This window comes from Noviherbaspirillum phoenicis, assembly GCF_047237965.1.
GTDB lineage: Bacteria > Pseudomonadota > Gammaproteobacteria > Burkholderiales > Burkholderiaceae_D > Noviherbaspirillum_A.
Genome location: NZ_JBDFLX010000003.1, coordinates 694937 through 712726, shown reverse-complemented (window position 1 = coordinate 712726; position 17790 = coordinate 694937). Strand labels below are relative to the sequence as shown.

Genomic DNA, 17790 nt, shown 5'->3' with positions numbered 1-17790 from the left:
TGGCGTGGTGTTCTGGTCAGGACACAGGAATGCTTGGGTTTCAAGCTCCTACAGAGGATCACGCGCCATTGACCAGCGCAACTGCACCACTGGCTTATCACCGTGGTACCACAAAGCAGTGCCGGTAGCGACTTCTAATCTTCATTTCCCTGCACATCAGCCTTTAGTATGACTGGTCAACGGCACTAGCGAACGGCATGAATTAGCCGAAGGCAGGCGTACATTGTATTTACGCTCACATGAGAAGCGGTATGGTTACGCTAAGTTTCGAAGAAGGAACGGCAAGATGGCAACGGTTGAACTAGAAACATATCGTGTTGCAGCCCCTTTTCGGTGGGGGCTGCAAGGCGCTCTTATCATTGGCACAGCGATAAAAATATGGCCGCTCCTTTTCGCTTTGCACTCGCCTAGCAAGACTATTTTCTTGGTGACCCTTACGATTTTTGTTTTATGGTTCTTACCTTGGTTAGTTCTGCGCAAAACGACGACCACCGCATTACTTGACGGCGACAATCGAAACCTGTGTAAAGAAACACGTTTATTGGGTTACGTTATACGGCAGCATGTCGTCGATCTTTCCCGCTATTCGTGGGTTCGAGCGCGGCTTAGCGGCGAAGAAAAAACGTTTATTATTATTGAGGCCGGCAATTCTGGATTTGAGACTTATCCATTCGTCCTTGTTCCTTACGGCGATGGGGATGGCGTAGAAAAATCCACTGCTCTTTCTGCTAGGGCAGCAGCCATTTTAAAAATGGACGATAAAGGATATTGTGGGCTGGCATGACGGCGCTCTATGGCGTCATGCTTTCTGGCTTTCTATGATCAGGCAGCAATTTAACGCGGACAATGCGCTCACACCTTTTCGTGCGCCAATTTTAACGAATAGAATGCGCCTTCGTTAGCAGAGGCACTTTTCAGCAAAACTTGGCATACCATTCCTGAAAAGTACAGCCGATTGGCGCCGGCTATAAAGATCGCTCCCGGCCTTCTCCATGCTCTCCCCTTGCATGCGTGTAGTTACCTTTAAGTACGAGTAGCCACTGCATTGTCGTTTTCAACGATAGCCGTCAGGCCAGTAACAGCTTGACCAATTTCGCGTGAAAGCCTTCCGTATCGGCTCCTAGATCTATTCTCTCCACAAAAGCAGACTACCTCAGACGACATTTGCCTTCCAGAGGATCGCCACCTCAAGTTCACAATTTGCTCGGCCTTGTTGCAGAAATAAAATAAGGACGAGTTAGCCCTGCTATAGATGGATTTATGGCATAGCCACCGTAAGGGACATCCCAGGCGCGTGAAGCGATTCGGCACAGCATTGTGGACCTGCAATTCAGCGACCTGACGATTAAAGTTACGTGCCATGAAGCGTTCCCCAAGCAGCCTGAAGCAGCGCATTTTGGTCTCGACCAAACGTCGCCGGTGGTAGCCACTCCATTTCTTCCAGATCGTTCGCCCGAGTCGGCGTGTATCTCGTAGAATTTCATTTCGCGCCGCGGCACCAGTGCGATTCGTCTCCCCTGGCCTGACGTTCTTCCGGATGGAGATGATGGCCTCAGCTTGACGTAGGGAGATGGCTTGATGGCAGCCTTTCGTATCCTAAGCGCCATCGCCAGTGATACTGGCGAGCTGCTCCTCCAGAGGAGTCCGACCCAGTAGATTGGACAGCATAGGCACATCGCCGATGCTGTTGTCGATTACTTCTATCGCGCGAATCTCGAGAGTGGCCGCACCAATGCCGAGATGGACCTTGCGCCATTGGCGCCGGTAATCTGCGCCATGCTTCTTGGTCTTCCATTCGCCTTCACCCAGCATCTTGCTACTAATGCTATCGACCAGCAGGTGCAGGCCGGTTGTGGTCGGCATGACTTCGATGGCGACGCGCAATGTCTTTTGCCGGCGGCTCACCATGCTGCAGTCAGGCACGGGCCGATCGAGGCCTGCAGCAAGCTTTGTGTCATGTCCCTGGCTTAACGTAGCGGCAAGCGGAACAGGCATTTGATGCTCAGGCAGAACTGAATAGCTCGGTCACTGAAGATAGGACTGCGTCCCCGTTTACCGTTGGTCGTGCCATGCCAATTCTTGGCGGGATCGAGCCAGATGAGCAGCAAGCCACGCGCCTTTAACGCAGCGTTGTACCCTTTCCAGTTCGTCGTTTTGGTCCTTCTGAGGCGCGGGTGTCATATGCCCAGCCTATCCGACCTGCTGCCAATGTGCTTGGACTGCCAGTTTTATGCAACAAAGCCGTTACGACGACAACGTTGACCCCGGCTGCGACGCTTGGAACAAGTTCACGCAAATCCCCGACCCCATTTGGTCAGCGTGCACGCGTAGATCGACCCGCTTGACGGCCAAGCTCGGGAGTGGATGACATGAGATTGGTATTAGCGAAGCCATTCTTGTTTACCGCCTTCAGATGACGAGCACGGAGTCAAATATTGCCATTTCCAAAAAAGGTGTCGCTGATTGTCACGCTCATTCGGAAAAAGCAATTGACTCTGCGTCGAGCGTTGTGCCGTACCGCGTCTTTACCACATCCCCCCATGCATGAACGAAAGTGCCTGGAGTTAAGTAATCGACTAATTCGCTTGCTGCATGTGGTGCCATACGTAAAGAAATGCCATTTTCCAGTAAGGCGCCCCGTAACTCGCCCTTGGGACCGAAAAGCGACAGCATCACCCGTCCCGTAGCCTCTCCTGGCTTTCGTCTACCCTCGATTGGATGCATTCCGTGCGACGTTTCACCCGGCCCGTTATCAATAATTACCGCATTATCTTCGGCGGTCAGCGAAACTGCCGCTAGCACATCAGCGCCTCGTGGTTTTACGCCCCGTACGCGTACCGTTGAGCCCACGCTGACATGACGGGCAACTTGCCGGCCTAAATGCGGAGGAAAGTGTACGAGAAGCGAGCGACCAAGTATCAGACCGTCGAGTTCACCATGTGGGTTGACAAGAAACTGGCTCACTTTGCCTTTTTTCTCTGGCAGAGAAGCGGGGTCTATCCAATGCATCACAGCCCTTTCCGAAGCACACTGACTACAAGAGGCACATACAGCCACGCAATATGATTTATCAGGCAAGGGAGGATGTGAATAGTTCAGCAAAACGTCCCTCTCTCTTGAAAAGACTTGCAAGTTTTTAACTTGCAGAGACAGGGTGAATGAATCAACAGCCGTTTACCAGAGGCTAGCAAACGCTCTGCGGCACCGTTTATGAAGTGAAGGCGCTGTTGGCTATCGACATGACGCACTGGCAAGCTGATGGCGGTGAGCGCCACTTGGAGGCTTAGTGCCTGTTTATGAAGGGCAGCCATACGCCAGTGAATTTTCGCAGCGCGCATCAAATGGGGTGTAATAGCAACGATCAGCGATTGATCTTTCTCAACCAAACCTTGCGGGCCTTGGGGCCTTGGCGCATTAGCGCGTTAAAGACAGACCGGTGTCGGCTGCGACATGGCCCCTTTACGCAGGGCGGATTTTCCCGGTCAGCGTGTAAAGTTGATCGGCAAACGACATGCCATCGCAGCCTGCCATGATGAACTGACCTTTGCGAATCATGTGCATGAGTTCGATGCCGGCCAAGATCGCGCGCGACTTTCGAAACGATTTGAAACCGAGCATTGGCCGCGTGAGGCGGTTAATCGCGCGGTGATCCTGCTCGACAGTGTTGTTGAGGTATTTTACCTGCCGAATCGTGATCGGCACTTTGCGTTCCTTGTTCAGCTGCTCCAGCGCTGCTTGATTGGCGCCGCTCTTGTCCTTCGTTACCTTGTTCGGCACAGCATTGCGGCGCATGGCCTTCTCAAAGAAACGCCTGCCGGCGGCTGCATCATGCTTGGAAGTTGCCAGAAAGTCGACTGTCTGGCCCTGCTTGTCCACAGCTCTGTCCAGCTACTTCTAGGCGCCGTTGACCTGGATGTACGTCTCATCCATCCTCCAGCTGGCCTGACGACGTGCTTATGCTTTCGAATTGCTTTTTCTAGCATTCGCAGAAACTGAATTGCCCAGCGGTTGATTTAGGAATGGTCGACCAGTACGCCGCGCTCCTGCATCCTCTCTTCCAAGTATCGGCAGTTCACCGGATAGGCCGCGCACCAGCGAATGCCAACCAGAATCACGTCGACCGGAAATCGCACCCCTTTGGCATTTAGCGTGGCCGCCTGCTCATCATTCGAAAATAGTAGTCTACCGGATGACGGAGGCGGCCTTGCTCAATGCGACATAATCCAAATTGTTCCCTCATTGAACAGAGTCGATGTTTCGATCTTAGTAGACTTCTGAAGTGTTCCAAACAAGACCGCTTTATGCCGGTTGCTTCACCATAGAACACTTGGATGCGGACAGCGGTTGCGACGCTTCGCTGCCAGGTAAAGTGCGCCGGACATGATAGTAATCCCAAGGTACCTTGGATTCTCCAGGTTTTTTAACCTCCATCACGTACACGTCGTGCACCATTTTATTGTCTGCGCGGATTTTGCCGTTGCTGGTGAAGACATCGTTGATCGTCACTTTCTTCATTTGCTTGACCACATCGGCTGGCGCATCGGTCCCTGCAACCTGCACGGCCTTGAGATAGGTTAAGACTGACGAATAGGTCGCGGCATGGACGAAATTCGGCATCTTCTTCTGGCTCGAAAAGAAGCGCCGGCTCCAGGCACGGGTACGATCATCCAGATTCCAGTAAAAGTCTTCAACAATGACCATGCCCTGCGTAACATTAAGCCCCATTGCATGGACGTCGATGATTGAGGCCACCAAGGCAGACAACTGCTGTTGTTTTGTTATTCCATATTCGTTGCCTGCTTTCACCGCATTGACAAGATCAGAACCCGCATTGGCCAAGCCTATGACTTGCGCCCCCGAACTTTGGGCCTGCAACATGAATGAGGAAAAGTCTGATGCACTGATTGGATGTTTGACTGTTCCCACGACCGTTCCGCCATTGGCTTTGATTGCTTCAGTTGCATCCTGCTCTAGTGAACGTCCCAACGCGTAATCGACTGCAACAAGATACCAACTCCTCCTTCCTTGCTCCGCCTGGGCCCGCACATGACCATTGGCAAATGTTCGGGTATCCCATCCGTAATGAATCGTATTACGGTTGCAATCTTCGTTGTGCAGCCGCGTCGTGCCAGCACCGGTCACCATAACCAGCTTGTTTTTATCTTGCGCGACTTTCGCCACAGCCAGCGCGACGCCTGAGTTGATCACATCTGTGATCATGTCAACGTGCTGCACGTCATACCATTCCCTTGCCCGACTCGCACCGATATCCGCTTTGTTCAAGTGATCGGTCGATATAAGCTCAATCTTGAATGTTGGTTTGGACTGCTCCTTAAAATCGTCGATAGCCATCTGCGCAGCAGCTACCGATCCGGAGCCGGCCAAGTCAGCAAAAATCCCCGACATGTCGGTCAGTATCCCAATTTTTACCGTATTCTGGGAAAAGCTCTCATTGTTCTGCGCAGACGCATTGCTGCTTGCAAACAGTGCGACAGCGCCCACAGCCATAACCGCGCAATGGTACGTTTTCGACATCCTTTTCATTTTGTCTCCTCTTGGCCCAGTTAATGGCAGCAATGCCATGCCAGTTTTATGCAGCGGCAGAATCATGGCGTCCCTTACGCTTTATAGAGTCCGTCTGATTCTGTTCTTGTGTGGTTATGCCGCTACCGATTGCCTTATCGCTCCACGTTGGCGTAGACGGGCCCAAGCAGCGAACTCGTCCACGAACTCGCGCGCCTCGGGCAGGAACGAAAACACGGGAAAGACGTGGACTGAGTCGTCCACCGTCTTCACGGTGACATCGACACCAGCCGCTTTGGCATGCGCCGCGAGCCGGGTAGTGTCATTGAACAGCACCTCATTGGTCGCCACACCCAAGAACATGGGTGCCAGGCCGTGCAGGTCGCCAAACACTGGCGACACGAGCGGGTCAGTCGGTTCATGTCCCTGGAAATACGATGACGCCAAATATGACAGCATGTCCCGGTTGGCCGCTGGGTCATCTCCGTGAAATTGGGTCAGGCTGTCTGACGACAGTGTCAGATCGGCGAACGGACAAGCCGCTACAATGCCCGCCGGTTGCGGCAATCCCGCATGCCGCAAAGAGATGGCCAGTGCCACTGCCAAGCCGCCACCAGACGATTCTCCGCTCAAAAAGATATCCGACGCGGCTATTCCACTGTCGAGCAGGCCGCGATAGGCGTTGATGGCGTCGTCGATGGCTGCGGGGTAGGGGTGCTCTGGGGCCAGCCGATAGGCGACTGTGATGCATTCACCATCAACTGCCTCCGCCAATCGGCCTGCATACTCGACAGATCCCTGCGCGGAGCCGATCACGTAAGCACCGCCGTGGAAATGTAATACCGTCGAGCCAGGCCGTCGATGCTTGGCCCCTACTCTCAGGCACGCCACACCGCCCATTTCAATAGGCGTTACCTGCATAGTCGGCGGTGCCGGGAAGTTCGTTAGCAGCAAACGGTCATAGGCTTCCCGCATGCCGTCGTAGCCACGCGCAACGTCTTCTTGAGAAAACGCGTTCTTCCACAAATCAAATGCGCGCTGGCTCTCAGGGCGCTGCATTTTCGCGCCCTCGCGCGTGGCGGCCAATCCGAGCACATTGCCAGACGGTTCGTCCGCGGCCTGGATCACGTCGTAACCCCAGCAGAAACTCCAGGTGGTTTGACCCAACGGGTCGATCCGAGCCATACCTTTCCAACGACCGTTACGGGCATTAATGCGGCCCTGATCTGCTTCATGCACAAGCTTAACCATGCTGCGAGCGGCAGCCTGAACACGCGTGGTGCGGGGGCGGCGACGGTCTTCGTATTCGAGCAGACCACCGTTGATAGCATTAGCACCGTGGCGAGCAAGGCAGCGTGCCAGCACCCACGCGTCTTCGATTGCCTGACATGCACCTTGGGCGAGGTAAGGCACCATTGCATGCGCGGAATCCCCCATCAGCGTGATCCGGCCTTCAGTCCATCGGGTTAATGGATCACGGTAATACATTCCGGTAATAAATGCGCTGTCGATAGATTCGAGCATGCGCTGGACCCGTGGCTCGGCGCCGTGGAACGAACGCAGGAGATCGTTGACGTCGCCACTGTCGGCCCATGATTCGCGATGGACCTCAGTTGCCGGAACAGATGCCAGAAAACTATACAGTTTTTTCGGACGTACCCAATAGGAAACAATACTACGTCCAGGACCAACCCAATAGTTGCCGCGCTCTTCCAGATTGCAATCCTTTATCCGCTCAGCCGGAATTAGCGCGCGCCACACGAGCAGGTTGGCAAAGCTTGCTTCGGCTGGGCCGTACAGCGTTTCCCGAACGACTGAATGAATCCCATCTGCACCAACAATCGCATCCCCGTGAATTATTTCTCCCGACTCTAGCTTCACCCAGGCGCCATCTTCACTCTGGCCGATTGTGGCGCAACGCGCATTGAACTTGATGCATTCCTGCGGCAATGCGCTCGCCAGCATCTCAATCAGATCAGCACGGTGCACGTTATATAGGGGCGCTCCATAAAGTTCTGTCGACTTCTGACCGGTTGGCCACGATACCATCGGCTTGCCAGATTCCATGTCGCGGTATTCCAATGAAACTGGCTTTACCGACATGGCATCAAGGCCCTTTTCCAGTCCAAGGCGGCGTAAAACGAGCGCGCCGTTCGCAGCGATCTGCACGCCGGCACCCACCTCCTTCAATGCTTTCGCCTGCTCAAGCACAATTGAATCGATACCATGTTCTCGCAATGCAAGTGCCGCGCAAATTCCACCTATACCGCCGCCCACGATTATGATGCGCATTCGCCTGTCTCCTATTTAGTTATGGAAAGGGCTAACCCCGGTCCTCAAAGCAGACTTTCTTCGAAAACCGCTTAGTTAGGTACAATGCCTTAATTAAGTCTACACACTTACCTAACCATGTCAACAACGAAAATCAGGCGATCAGACGGCATCGAAACTCGTGACAAACTAAAGTCGGTGGCCCGACGGTTATTTGCGCTGCACGGCGTGGACAGCATCTCGGTGAAAGATATTGTTTTAGGGGCGGGTCAGCGAAACAATGCTTCAGTGCAATATCATTTCGGTTCGAAAGAGGCTCTCGTTGGCGAACTTTTGATCGATGGCGCACGCCAGGTAGACCAGCTACGTCAGGTAATGATCGACCGTATGGTGCAGGATGGCGGCCCCCGTGACGTACGCGAGGTTCTTGAAGCTCTGGTCCGGCCCGTCAACCAAATCACTGAAGGCGAGGAACAGGGCGGCACTTACATCCGCTTTCTTTCAGACGTGCAGATGAATCATCGCGAACTTGTCCGGCAATACCTTGGTGACCGATGGAATAAAGGCTATCGCCAGTGCTTGGACCACTTGCGCGGCTTGCTCTCTCATATACCGTCGCCGCTGCTTGAACAAAGGATGTCCATGATCGGAATCTATGCAAATGCTATTTTCGCGGCGAAAGAGGCTGCAAGGGATGCATCACCGACACCAAACCGTTTTTGGGCGCCACCCTATACGATTGAAAACATTATCGACAGTTTGCAGGCAGTGCTGGAGTGGACGCCTTCTGCAGCCACACTGGCCTTGAATGGGGACAGGCAGAGTTCTGAGCCACTGCCGTGGAATAGTCGACTTTGAGGCTTTGAGGTAGCCTGCCTTTTGTCGCCACTCCCGTCTGATGAGCGCAATCAATGGAAGGAGGCATGACAAGAACCGATGTGAGGACTACCCCGGTTTCAAAGCGAAGCGGGCAAGGTGGTGCTAGAACAGGGACTATGCCTAAAAGCAGCGGCGCAGCGGCTTTTGGTCCCCCAAAGGAACGCTGGCAAACTGGGTCAAAGCCTCAAGACGCAGGTCGACGACGCCGACCTGCGGAAGGTGTCTTGTACTTACTTACCCATTGCATGCAGCAGCGCTTCGACCTTACCGGCTGTTTCCCGAAGCGCCGGCAAGCATTGCCTGATAATCTGTTTCTCAGTACGGCTTCCCAGCACCATGCTGACACCGAGCGATGCAATCACGTGTCCGTCACGCTCCCGCAAGGGCACGGACAGTCCGGCTAGCCCGTCCACCATCTCGCTGATCAACAGACTATAGTCCTCTGCGCGTACCTGAGCCAATTTGCGTTCCAATCCGCCGCGCGTGCATGTCGTGAATTGGGTCAGCTTTTTCAACTCGGTGTTGGCCAAATACGCTTCCCATCGGTCGGCGTCCAGAAACGCCAGCAACGCCCGGCCAAGCGAGTGGGCATAAGCCGGCATGCGCCTTCCGACCGTCATATCCAGCCTGACCATCTGCTGCGGCTCTTCTCTCGCGATCAACACGATTGACGAACCGTCGAGTACTGCGAGCGAGCAGGTTTCGTTAAGCTGCTCGGCCAGCAGGCGCATGGGCTTGCGCGCAAGCGTGGGCAGGTCCATGGCGGCAAAGTAGGCGTAGCCAAGCTCAATCACCTTGGGAGTCACCCAAAACGCTTTCCCCTCCTGCATCACATACCCGTGATGCAGCAGCGTATGCAACAAACGGCGTGCTGCGGCCCGGGTCACGTCAAGCTTTTCCGCAACTTCTTGTATCGTCAGACTAGTTCCTTCCGATGCAAACAGCTGCAGCAGGAACAGACCTTTGGACAGGGAATCGAGCAGCTCTTCCCTCTTGTCTTTTGCTTCCTTCTCCATACCCTCTCCCAAGCCCATCCTCACTTTATTTGCATGCGAAGCGCAGTTGCCACTCCGCATAGCTTATCTCGTTTGCGAACAATTGTTCGCTAATTTCTGCTAGCATCACATCCGATCCAAAAGGCGACCCTTAGATACTGCCCTTCATAGAGACCGAGACAATGACACATTTTGATAGCATCAAGAACGCATCTGCAGTACCCGCACCAGCCACCGCGTCACGACGAATTTCTTGCAGGCGAGCCGACCGTATTCACAAGCGCCTTGTAGTAGCGGCCCTGCTTTGCGTCGCCGCCGGCGGCGCAGCGGCGCAAGGTTATCCCGACCGGATGATCAAACTGATCGTGCCCTTCCCACCTGGCGGCCCGACTGACGTGGCCTCGCGCATCATCGGCCAGAAAATGAGCGAGGGCCTGAAGCAGCAGATCGTGGTGGAAAACCGCGCGGGAGCGTCTGGCATGATTGGCGCAGAGGCAGTAGCCAAGAGCCCCCCCGATGGCTACACCTTGATGATGCTGGCCACGCCCACGCTGCTATTTCCGCATCTGAGCAACTATAAGGGCACCGATCTATTCAAGGACTTTACCCCAATCGGCAGCGCGTACGACCTGCCCATCGTCATGGTAGTCAATCCTTCCAAGATGCCTGACGTAAATAATCTGCAGGACTTGATCGCCAAAGCGAAGGAGCAACCGGGCGCAATGAATTACACCAGCGCCGGCAATGGCAGTTTCGGCCATCTCTCCACCGAACTGCTGAAAAGCCTTGGTCAGTTTGATATACGACATGTGCCTTACAAGGGTAGCGCACCAGCTATCCAGGATCTGTTAGGTGGAACAGTGCCGATGATGTTTTCGGACATGATCGCGGCGCTTCCGCATATTAAAGCAGGCAAGCTCAAGCCGATCGCCGTTGGGTCTGCGAAGCGCGTTACATTTACGCCTGAGGTCAAAACGGTTGCGGAACAAGGCTTTGCCGGTTTCGACGCCGTGGCATGGGGTGGCCTGCTGGCCCCTGCAGGCACGCCGAAAAATGTCGTCGATCGCCTTAACAAGGAACTTCAAGCCGCTTTGAGCGATAAGGATGTGCAAGCCAAGCTGCTCGGTGCAGGCACCATTGCCACCTATGAACCTCCCGAGAAGATGAAAGGCCGCATGCAAGCCGATTTCGACCGTTGGGGCAAGGTGATACGGGACAACGGGATAAAGAGCGACTGACCTTCCCGAGCTTCAAGCCGGCAGGCCGGTACGGAAATGCCCTGCCTCATTGCCCATTCCGGCCGGCTCATGCGAGCCGGCCTCCTCATTTGTACTGAAGATCATGGCACGCCCTCTACACGACCGTTCCTGGCCCAAAGGTTATCCTGCGCAACTCGACACGCCGGCCACGACCTTATACGACAACCTGGCTGTCTCGGCCGCTCGCTACCCCGCCAAGGCGGCCATCGTGTTCTATGACAGCATCGTCACCTATGGTCGGCTTAAAAATGAGGTCGATGCAATGGCCGGCTATCTGCAGCAGCGATGCGGTATCAAACATGGCGACCGCGTTATCCTTTTTTCGCAAAACTGCCCGCAGTTTGTCATCGCCTATTATGCGATCCTGCGCGCGGGCGCCGTCGTCGTGCCGGCCAATGCGATGAGCCTGACGCCCGAACTCGAGCATTACATCAATGACAGCGGTGCTCGGGTGGCATTCGCAGCACAAGAGCTGTTCGGGCGCCTGGCGCCGTGCCTGCACTCGGGCGCGATTGAACATGTCATCGTGCACTCCTACGCCGACTACCTGACAGCGCCAACCACCTTGCCGCTGCCAGAGGCGCTGCAAGAGACTTGCGGTGCCGTCGTTAGGCCTGGAACAACGGAGTGGAATGAGGCATTGGCCAGCCGGCATGCGCCGGAAAGGAACGACTTAAGGAGTGACGACCTATGCGTCCTGCCTTACACCTCAGGCACTACCGGCAAGGCCAAAGGGTGCATGCACACGCACCGCACGGTCATGCACGCGTTAATCGCTGCACAGCTATGGCGGCAGCTGCAGCCGTCGTACGTGTTCCTGTCGGTAGCGCCGCTGTTTCATGTGCTGGGAATGCAGAACGGCATGAATGTCCCCATCCAATTGGGCGCGACCATCGTCATGCTGTCACGCTGGGATCGCGCGGCAGCGCTGACCCTGATTGAGCGCTACCGCGTCAACTTCTGGGCCGCGCCGCCCGCCATGGTGCTCGACTGCTTTTCCGCTCCTGAATTGACCAGCCATGATCTATCCAGCCTGGCCCTGCTTTGCGGCGGCGGCGCGGCGATGCCGGAGGCGGTGGCCACGATGCTGCAGGATGACTTCAAGGTGATCTATAGCGAAGCCTATGGCCTGTCGGAGACGGCGTCTTTCCTCCATAGCAATCCTCTGCACCGGCCCAAGCGGCAATGTATTGGCGTGCCAACGTTCAATGTCGATTCCCGCATCATCGATCCGGAGACCCTGGAGGAACTGCCGGTTGGTGAAGTCGGCGAAATTATCACGCATGCACCTCAGGTGATGCTGGGTTACTGGCGTAATCCCACCGCCGATGCTGAGAGCTTCATCGCGCTGGACGGGAAGCGTTTCCTGCGGACTGGCGATCTCGGTCATGTTGATGAGGAAGGCTACTTCTTTATCCGCGACAGGCTTAAACGCATGATTAATGTTTCCGGCTACAAGGTCTGGCCAGCGGAAATAGAAAGCCTGATGTATCAGCATGATGCAGTGCATGAGGCCTGCGTGATTCCATTCAAGGATAGGCAAGGCAACGAGAGAGTGAAAGCGCTGCTGGTCCTCAAGCCGGGACGGGAAGGATTAGTCACGGCTGAGCATATGATCCTATGGTGCCGCGAGCGAATGTCTGCCTATAAGGTTCCGAGCCTGGTCGAGTTTCTGGGGAGCCTGCCGAAATCGAGCAGTGGAAAGATCTTGTGGCGCAGCCTGCAGGAATCGGGACCCAGCCGGTTAAGTTCATAACGACAGCCATGACACTGACTGGTGGATGCAGCTTGGCTGCTTGGCCTGTCAAGCGTAGCCCAAGACAGAGCGATCGCTTGGGCATGCCGGCACCGCTGCCGCCTGAAGGCTGTCCTGTTTGCCGACAATAAAGTCTTGAACGAAAGAATAAAGTGTTGAACTCGGGGGCCGATACTTCCGTACGCGACCCTTTGCAGGCATTCGCTTTGAACGTATGGCTGACTCCTATTGAGAACAAAGAAGCCAGTCGGCATGACGAATTGAAGAAGACAGGGCTGTGGCTAGGGGATCTCACAAGAAAAATATTAATCGGCTTTCTCATGCGGCCTCTTCCTGGAACGCCTCCTCGCGCTTGGACTTGATCGACGGCAGCGCCACGATCACCACCAGCGCAGCCGCCGCCAGCAGCAGGCCCAGCGAGATCGGCCGCGTGAAGAACACGCTGAAATCACCGCGCGACAGCAGTAGCGAACGGCGGAAGTTCTCTTCCATCATCGGCCCCAGCACGAAGCCCAAGAGCAGCGGCGCGCCTTCGCAGCCCAGCTTGATGAACACATAGCCCAGCACACCGAAGCCCGCCGTCATGAACACGTCGAACACGCTGTTGTTGACCGTGTAGACGCCAATGCAGCAGAACACCAGGATCGCCGGGTACAGGTAGCGGTACGGCACGGTCAGCAGCTTGATCCAGATGCCGATCAGCGGCAGGTTCAAGATCACCAGCATCGCATTGCCCAGCCACATCGACACGATCAGGCCCCAGAACAGGGTCGGGTTGCTGGTCATGACCTGCGGACCCGGCTGAATGTTGTGGATCGTCATGGCGCCCACCATCAGCGCCATCACCGCGTTGGGCGGAATGCCCAGCGTCAAGAGCGGAATGAACGAGGTCTGCGCCGCGGCGTTGTTGGCCGACTCGGGACCGGCCAGGCCTTCGATAGCGCCCTTGCCGAACTCGGCGCTGTTCTTGCTGACCTTCTTTTCCATCGTGTAGGCGCCAAACGAGGCCAGCGCCGCGCCGCCGCCGGGCAGGATGCCCAGCATCGAGCCCAGCGCGGTGCCGCGCAGGATGGGCGCGGCCATGCGCTTGAAGTCGTCCTTGGACGGGAACAGCGTGGTGATCTTGTTGGTGAAGACTTCGCGGTGCTCTTTCTGCTCGAGGTTGGTCATCACCTCGGCAAAGCCGAACACGCCCATGGCCACCGCGGCAAAGCTCACGCCGTCGGACAGTTCGGGAATGTCAAAGGCATAGCGCGACACGCCGGTATTGACGTCGGTGCCGATCACGCCGCCCAAGAGGCCCAGCACGATCATGGCGATGGCCTTGATCAGCGAGCCCGAAGCCAGGACGACGGCGCCGATCATGCCCAGCACCATCAGCGAGAAGTACTCGGCCGGGCCGAACTTGAAGGCCACTTCGGCCAGCGGCACCGCGAAGGCGGCCAGCAGCAGCGTACCGACGCAGCCGGCAAAGAACGAGCCGATGGCGGCGGTCGACAGCGCCACGCCGGCGCGGCCGCGACGGGCCATCTGGTAGCCGTCGATACAGGTCACAACAGACGAGGTTTCACCCGGCAGGTTGACGAGAATGGCGGTGGTGGAGCCGCCGTACTGGGCGCCATAGTAAATGCCGGCCAGCATGATCAGGCCGCCCAGCGGGGGCAGCGCATAGGTTGCCGGCAGCAGCATGGCGATGGTGGCGATCGGGCCCAGGCCCGGCAGCACGCCGATCAGGGTGCCGATGAGGGCGCCGATGAAGCAGTAGGCCAGGTTCATCGGCAGGCTCATGGTCAGGCCGAAGACCGAGAACGGCTCCAGGGCCAGCACCGCGCCGAAGCCGGTGGAGAGGTTGGCAATCAGGGTTTCCATGTGTGCTCCTTAGGCGCCGAGGAAAGTGGGCCAGAGCGGAAACTGCAGACTCAGGGCATAGACGAAGACGAACAGGCACAGCAGGACCAGCACGACGGTGTTGATCAGTGCGGCGCGCCAGCCGAACTCATGGCTGGCATAGCTCGATACCAGCACCACGGTGACGAGGGAAATGATCAGTCCCAGGCGCGGCAGGAACAGGCCGAAGAGCACGACCGAGCCGAGGATGAGAATGATGGTGGACCAGGAAAAGCGGTCGACCTTGTGCGCTTCAGCCTTGGGCGAAAGCGCCATTAAAGCGATCACGACACCCATGATGATGAGGATGACGCCGAGTACGGTGGGAAAGTAGCCGGGGCCCATGCGGGCGGCCGAGCCGAAGGTGTAGCGGGTACCAAACCCGGCGAAGAAAAGGCCGAAGGCGGCGAACATCACCCCCGACCAGAAGTCCTTCTGGTTCCTGATAAGCATTAAGGTCGTCTCCATCCATTTTTTGATAGCGGCGCGTAGACCAGGCACCGTCCAGGCGTCCAGGCAGACTGCACCCGGACAAGCCACTACCTTTTGCTCATTCCAAATAGCGCTCTTACAGGCCCTACAACCTGATTTTGGATATCGGCCACGCTGGAGGAGGACACCGTCGAGGTAAGCGCCAACGATGAACTGGAATGATTTTGACTAATGGCTTGGAGCGAAGAATAAATTATGAATCCTTGCTTAACACCTGGACGATTCCACTGGCTGGAATTTAGCTTTTTACAACATGCAGTGACGGTGCCGGTATCGTGCTTCACGTCAGCATCTCTGCTCAGGGCTAGTATTCCTGAAGTTGCATGAGCACGGTGTCCCGGATTTTGGCCCGCAACTCCAACAGCGGTGAACTCAGTTCGTTGACGACCGACTCCGGAGTGTCCTTGCCGGTGACACTCATGTTGACGACATAGATAGGATAGCCGGGGATTTGCACAGGCGAGGCCAGAGCGAAGACTTCCGGCTGCCATGATGCCGTGCAAAACCCTTGTGTGCTCACCTGCGCTATCGCTTCCCTGATTTCCTTGTCCAGGGCCTCAGAAGCCGTACTAGATCGAGTAGCGTTTCTCGCTCTTAATGTCGTCAGGAATTCGTTACGATTCTCTTCCGGCACCACTGCCAAATAGGCGCGTCCAAGTGACGTCAACTCGATCGGAACCCGCTGGCCTGAGACTACCGTGCGCAACACCCCTCTCCGGTTGTAGCGGAATGACTCCAGGTACACCATTTCGCTACGGTCTACCGTGGCCAGGCCGACATTGGCGCGACATTTTTCAGACGCCGCCCGCATCAAAGGGGAAGCAACCTGTAGCACAGGGTTGCTTGAGCGCATCGCAAGGGCCAGGCTCAGGACCTCTACACCAAGACGGTAGCCACGCGCCTTACGGTCGTAGTCCAGCATGCCGGACATTACAAGGGTCTGTGTGAGACGGCTCACTGTCGCCCGGGCAATGCCTGTTCTGTCTGCGATCTCGCCATTGCCAAGCAAGTCCGAGCCCGGCCGGAAAGCTCTCAGAATTTCAATACCACGCTCCAGGGACCTATTCTGTGCACCCTCTGCCTGCCGACTGACATTTAGCGATGGGTTCGCAAGTGATTTCACCACACGCTCCTTGAAGGCTTTCAATTCCATCAGGTGAAATTGTGACATGTATCGTGAGCATCTTACTGTATACGATCGATTCATGTTCTTACGCCAGTACACAAGACTCGCAGGAAAGAAGCAAAACACGCACGGTCAAATCGCACCGGCCGGAGCAACACCCCTTGGAGCTAATTTGAAGCAGCCAGAAAGCGTCAAGAATTGCGGCGGGCACTAACTCGAAGCGTTGACGGCACCAAGGCCCAGATGAATTCGCTGGTCCGACCCAAAGGCTGACACAAACTTCGGCGTTCTGAACCCTTTCGATACGTTGTGGCAATGCGTCTTGACGCCCTGGCGGTGCATCCCTGACAGGGATTCCGAAGTTTGAATGCAGCAGGAAAGATATGTTTAGTTTCTACCTCAGATTGACCAATCTGGCCGACGTCAGCTAGAAGTGCCAATTCCATCACATGGAATTAAGAGGGTGCGCTTCAACAGCTTGCAGCATAAGCTGTCTACATGCTTAGCGGCACGGCAGCAAGAAGACGTGAAATGCCTGAACACAGGACGGCCATAACATTAAAGGAGACAGAAGGTATGGACAGCAATAGTCGCCAAGCGCAAAAGCCCAAACGGGCCTTCACCCTCCCTGATCGGAAAAGCCTGGCGTACCGCCAGCGCAGAGCGTCCACCAGACTGCACGCATCCAAAATCAAGCTTTTTTGAAGCCATTCCAGAAGCGGGCGACAGAAGCCCAATGTAGAGCGACATCCTGTCGCTTACCAACACGCTTACTTATTTCAAGGAATTCCAAGATGACTACCAATTCGCTGATCGATCTGCAGGTCGAGTCCGGGATAGCAACGCTTTATTTCAACCGCCCTGAAAAGCGCAATGCCATGAGCGATGACATGCGCACAGAATTTATCGCGGCACTCGAACGTGTCGCAGGCGACAAGGCAATCAAGGCACTCGTCATCACCGGGAACGGCAAGGGATTCTGCGCTGGTGGCGACATATCAGGCATGGAGAAACGCATGCAAGCCCCGCAAGGCGAGATTGCCTTCAATGGCTGGCATCGGCAGCAGCGCGTACACCATACCCAAACGCTGCTGCATACCATGCCCAAGCCCACGATTGCGGCAGTCAATGGCGCTGCGTCGGGTCTGGGCGCAGACACGGCCCTCGCCTGCGATTTCATTATGGCCAGCGAGAGCGCCAGCTTTACATGGTCTTACATCAACCGCGGCATCATTCCTGATGGTGGCGGGATGTACTTTCTGCCCCGACGCGTGGGTTTGCCCAAGGCAAAGGAATTGATTTTTTCCGGCCGAAAGGTCGACGCCAATGAAGCGCTGCAAATCGGGATTGCCGATCGCATCGAGTCCGCTGACGGCCTGGTTGCCGCTGCTCAAGCATGGGCCGCCGAATTAAGCAAGGGCTCCAGCACCGCGCTGGCGCTCGGCAAAACCATCCTCAACCAGACTTTCGAACTACCGGCAAATCAGGTGTTTGCCATGGGCAGCCAAGCTCAGGGCATTTGCTACACAAGCACTGAACATCGTGAGTCGGTCATGGCATTTCTTGCGAAGAGCGCTGCGAAGGCGGAACGATAGAACCGCA

12 protein-coding genes and 2 pseudogenes are annotated in these 17790 nt (G+C 55.9%); 5 read left to right on the top strand and 9 right to left on the bottom strand.

From position 1 onward, the window contains the following. The first annotated feature begins 286 nt into the window (after nt 1-286). A complete protein-coding gene (locus ABC383_RS25410; RefSeq protein WP_413018403.1) occupies nt 287-784 on the top strand; it encodes a hypothetical protein in 498 nt (165 codons plus the stop codon). Between the two features lie 494 nt (nt 785-1278). Here ABC383_RS25410 and ABC383_RS25405 read toward each other — a convergent pair. From ABC383_RS25405 to ABC383_RS25385, 5 genes and pseudogenes are all read right to left on the bottom strand, one after another. After that, nucleotides 1279-2162 (bottom strand): annotated as a pseudogene (locus ABC383_RS25405) (IS5 family transposase); the annotation flags it as partial. A 310-nt stretch (nt 2163-2472) separates the two neighbouring features. Then, a complete protein-coding gene (locus tag ABC383_RS25400; protein ID WP_413018401.1) occupies nt 2473-3009 on the bottom strand; it encodes a hypothetical protein in 537 nt (178 codons plus the stop codon). 450 nt (nt 3010-3459) lie between these two features. After that, nucleotides 3460-4133, bottom strand: a pseudogene (locus ABC383_RS25395) (IS6 family transposase). 166 nt (nt 4134-4299) lie between these two features. Continuing rightward, nucleotides 4300-5610: an ABC transporter substrate-binding protein gene (locus ABC383_RS25390; protein WP_413018399.1), complete on the bottom strand. Its 1311-nt coding sequence runs from the start codon at nt 5608-5610 to the stop codon at nt 4300-4302. Nucleotides 5611-5658: 48 nt separating this feature from the next. Then, nucleotides 5659-7815, bottom strand: coding sequence for an alpha/beta hydrolase fold domain-containing protein (locus tag ABC383_RS25385; RefSeq protein WP_413018398.1), 2157 nt, complete (start codon nt 7813-7815; stop codon nt 5659-5661). Nucleotides 7816-7932: 117 nt separating this feature from the next. On the opposite strand from ABC383_RS25385, the gene ABC383_RS25380 reads away from it, so the two are divergent. Further along, complete coding sequence (locus ABC383_RS25380) at nt 7933-8652, top strand: TetR/AcrR family transcriptional regulator (protein ID WP_413018396.1); 720 nt, start codon at nt 7933-7935, stop codon at nt 8650-8652. Nucleotides 8653-8903: 251 nt separating this feature from the next. Here the strand turns inward: ABC383_RS25380 and ABC383_RS25375 are convergent, their stop codons facing one another. After that, nucleotides 8904-9689 carry an IclR family transcriptional regulator domain-containing protein gene (locus ABC383_RS25375; RefSeq protein ID WP_413018394.1) on the bottom strand — a complete coding sequence of 262 codons (786 nt, stop codon included), beginning with the start codon at nt 9687-9689 and terminating at the stop codon, nt 8904-8906. A 161-nt stretch (nt 9690-9850) separates the two neighbouring features. Between ABC383_RS25375 and ABC383_RS25370 the strand changes: the two genes are divergently transcribed. Then, a complete protein-coding gene (locus tag ABC383_RS25370; protein ID WP_413018392.1) occupies nt 9851-10906 on the top strand; it encodes a Bug family tripartite tricarboxylate transporter substrate binding protein in 1056 nt (351 codons plus the stop codon). Nucleotides 10907-11009: 103 nt separating this feature from the next. Then, complete coding sequence (locus ABC383_RS25365) at nt 11010-12683, top strand: long-chain-fatty-acid--CoA ligase (RefSeq protein WP_413018390.1); 1674 nt, start codon at nt 11010-11012, stop codon at nt 12681-12683. 318 nt (nt 12684-13001) lie between these two features. Here ABC383_RS25365 and ABC383_RS25360 read toward each other — a convergent pair whose 3' ends face one another. From ABC383_RS25360 to ABC383_RS25350, 3 genes are all read right to left on the bottom strand, one after another. Further along, on the bottom strand, nt 13002-14552 hold the full coding sequence (locus tag ABC383_RS25360; protein ID WP_413018389.1) for a tripartite tricarboxylate transporter permease: 1551 nt from the start codon (nt 14550-14552) through the stop codon (nt 13002-13004). A gap of 9 nt (nt 14553-14561) precedes the next feature. After that, the gene (locus tag ABC383_RS25355; RefSeq protein WP_413018387.1) at nt 14562-15023 is read right to left on the bottom strand and encodes a tripartite tricarboxylate transporter TctB family protein; all 462 of its coding nucleotides are present in this window, start codon (nt 15021-15023) and stop codon (nt 14562-14564) included. Between the two features lie 343 nt (nt 15024-15366). Further along, the gene (locus ABC383_RS25350; RefSeq protein ID WP_413018385.1) at nt 15367-16233 is read right to left on the bottom strand and encodes an IclR family transcriptional regulator; all 867 of its coding nucleotides are present in this window, start codon (nt 16231-16233) and stop codon (nt 15367-15369) included. 749 nt (nt 16234-16982) lie between these two features. On the opposite strand from ABC383_RS25350, the gene ABC383_RS25345 reads away from it, so the two are divergent. Next, nucleotides 16983-17783 carry an enoyl-CoA hydratase/isomerase family protein gene (locus ABC383_RS25345; RefSeq protein ID WP_413018383.1) on the top strand — a complete coding sequence of 267 codons (801 nt, stop codon included), beginning with the start codon at nt 16983-16985 and terminating at the stop codon, nt 17781-17783. Nucleotides 17784-17790 lie beyond the last annotated feature (7 nt).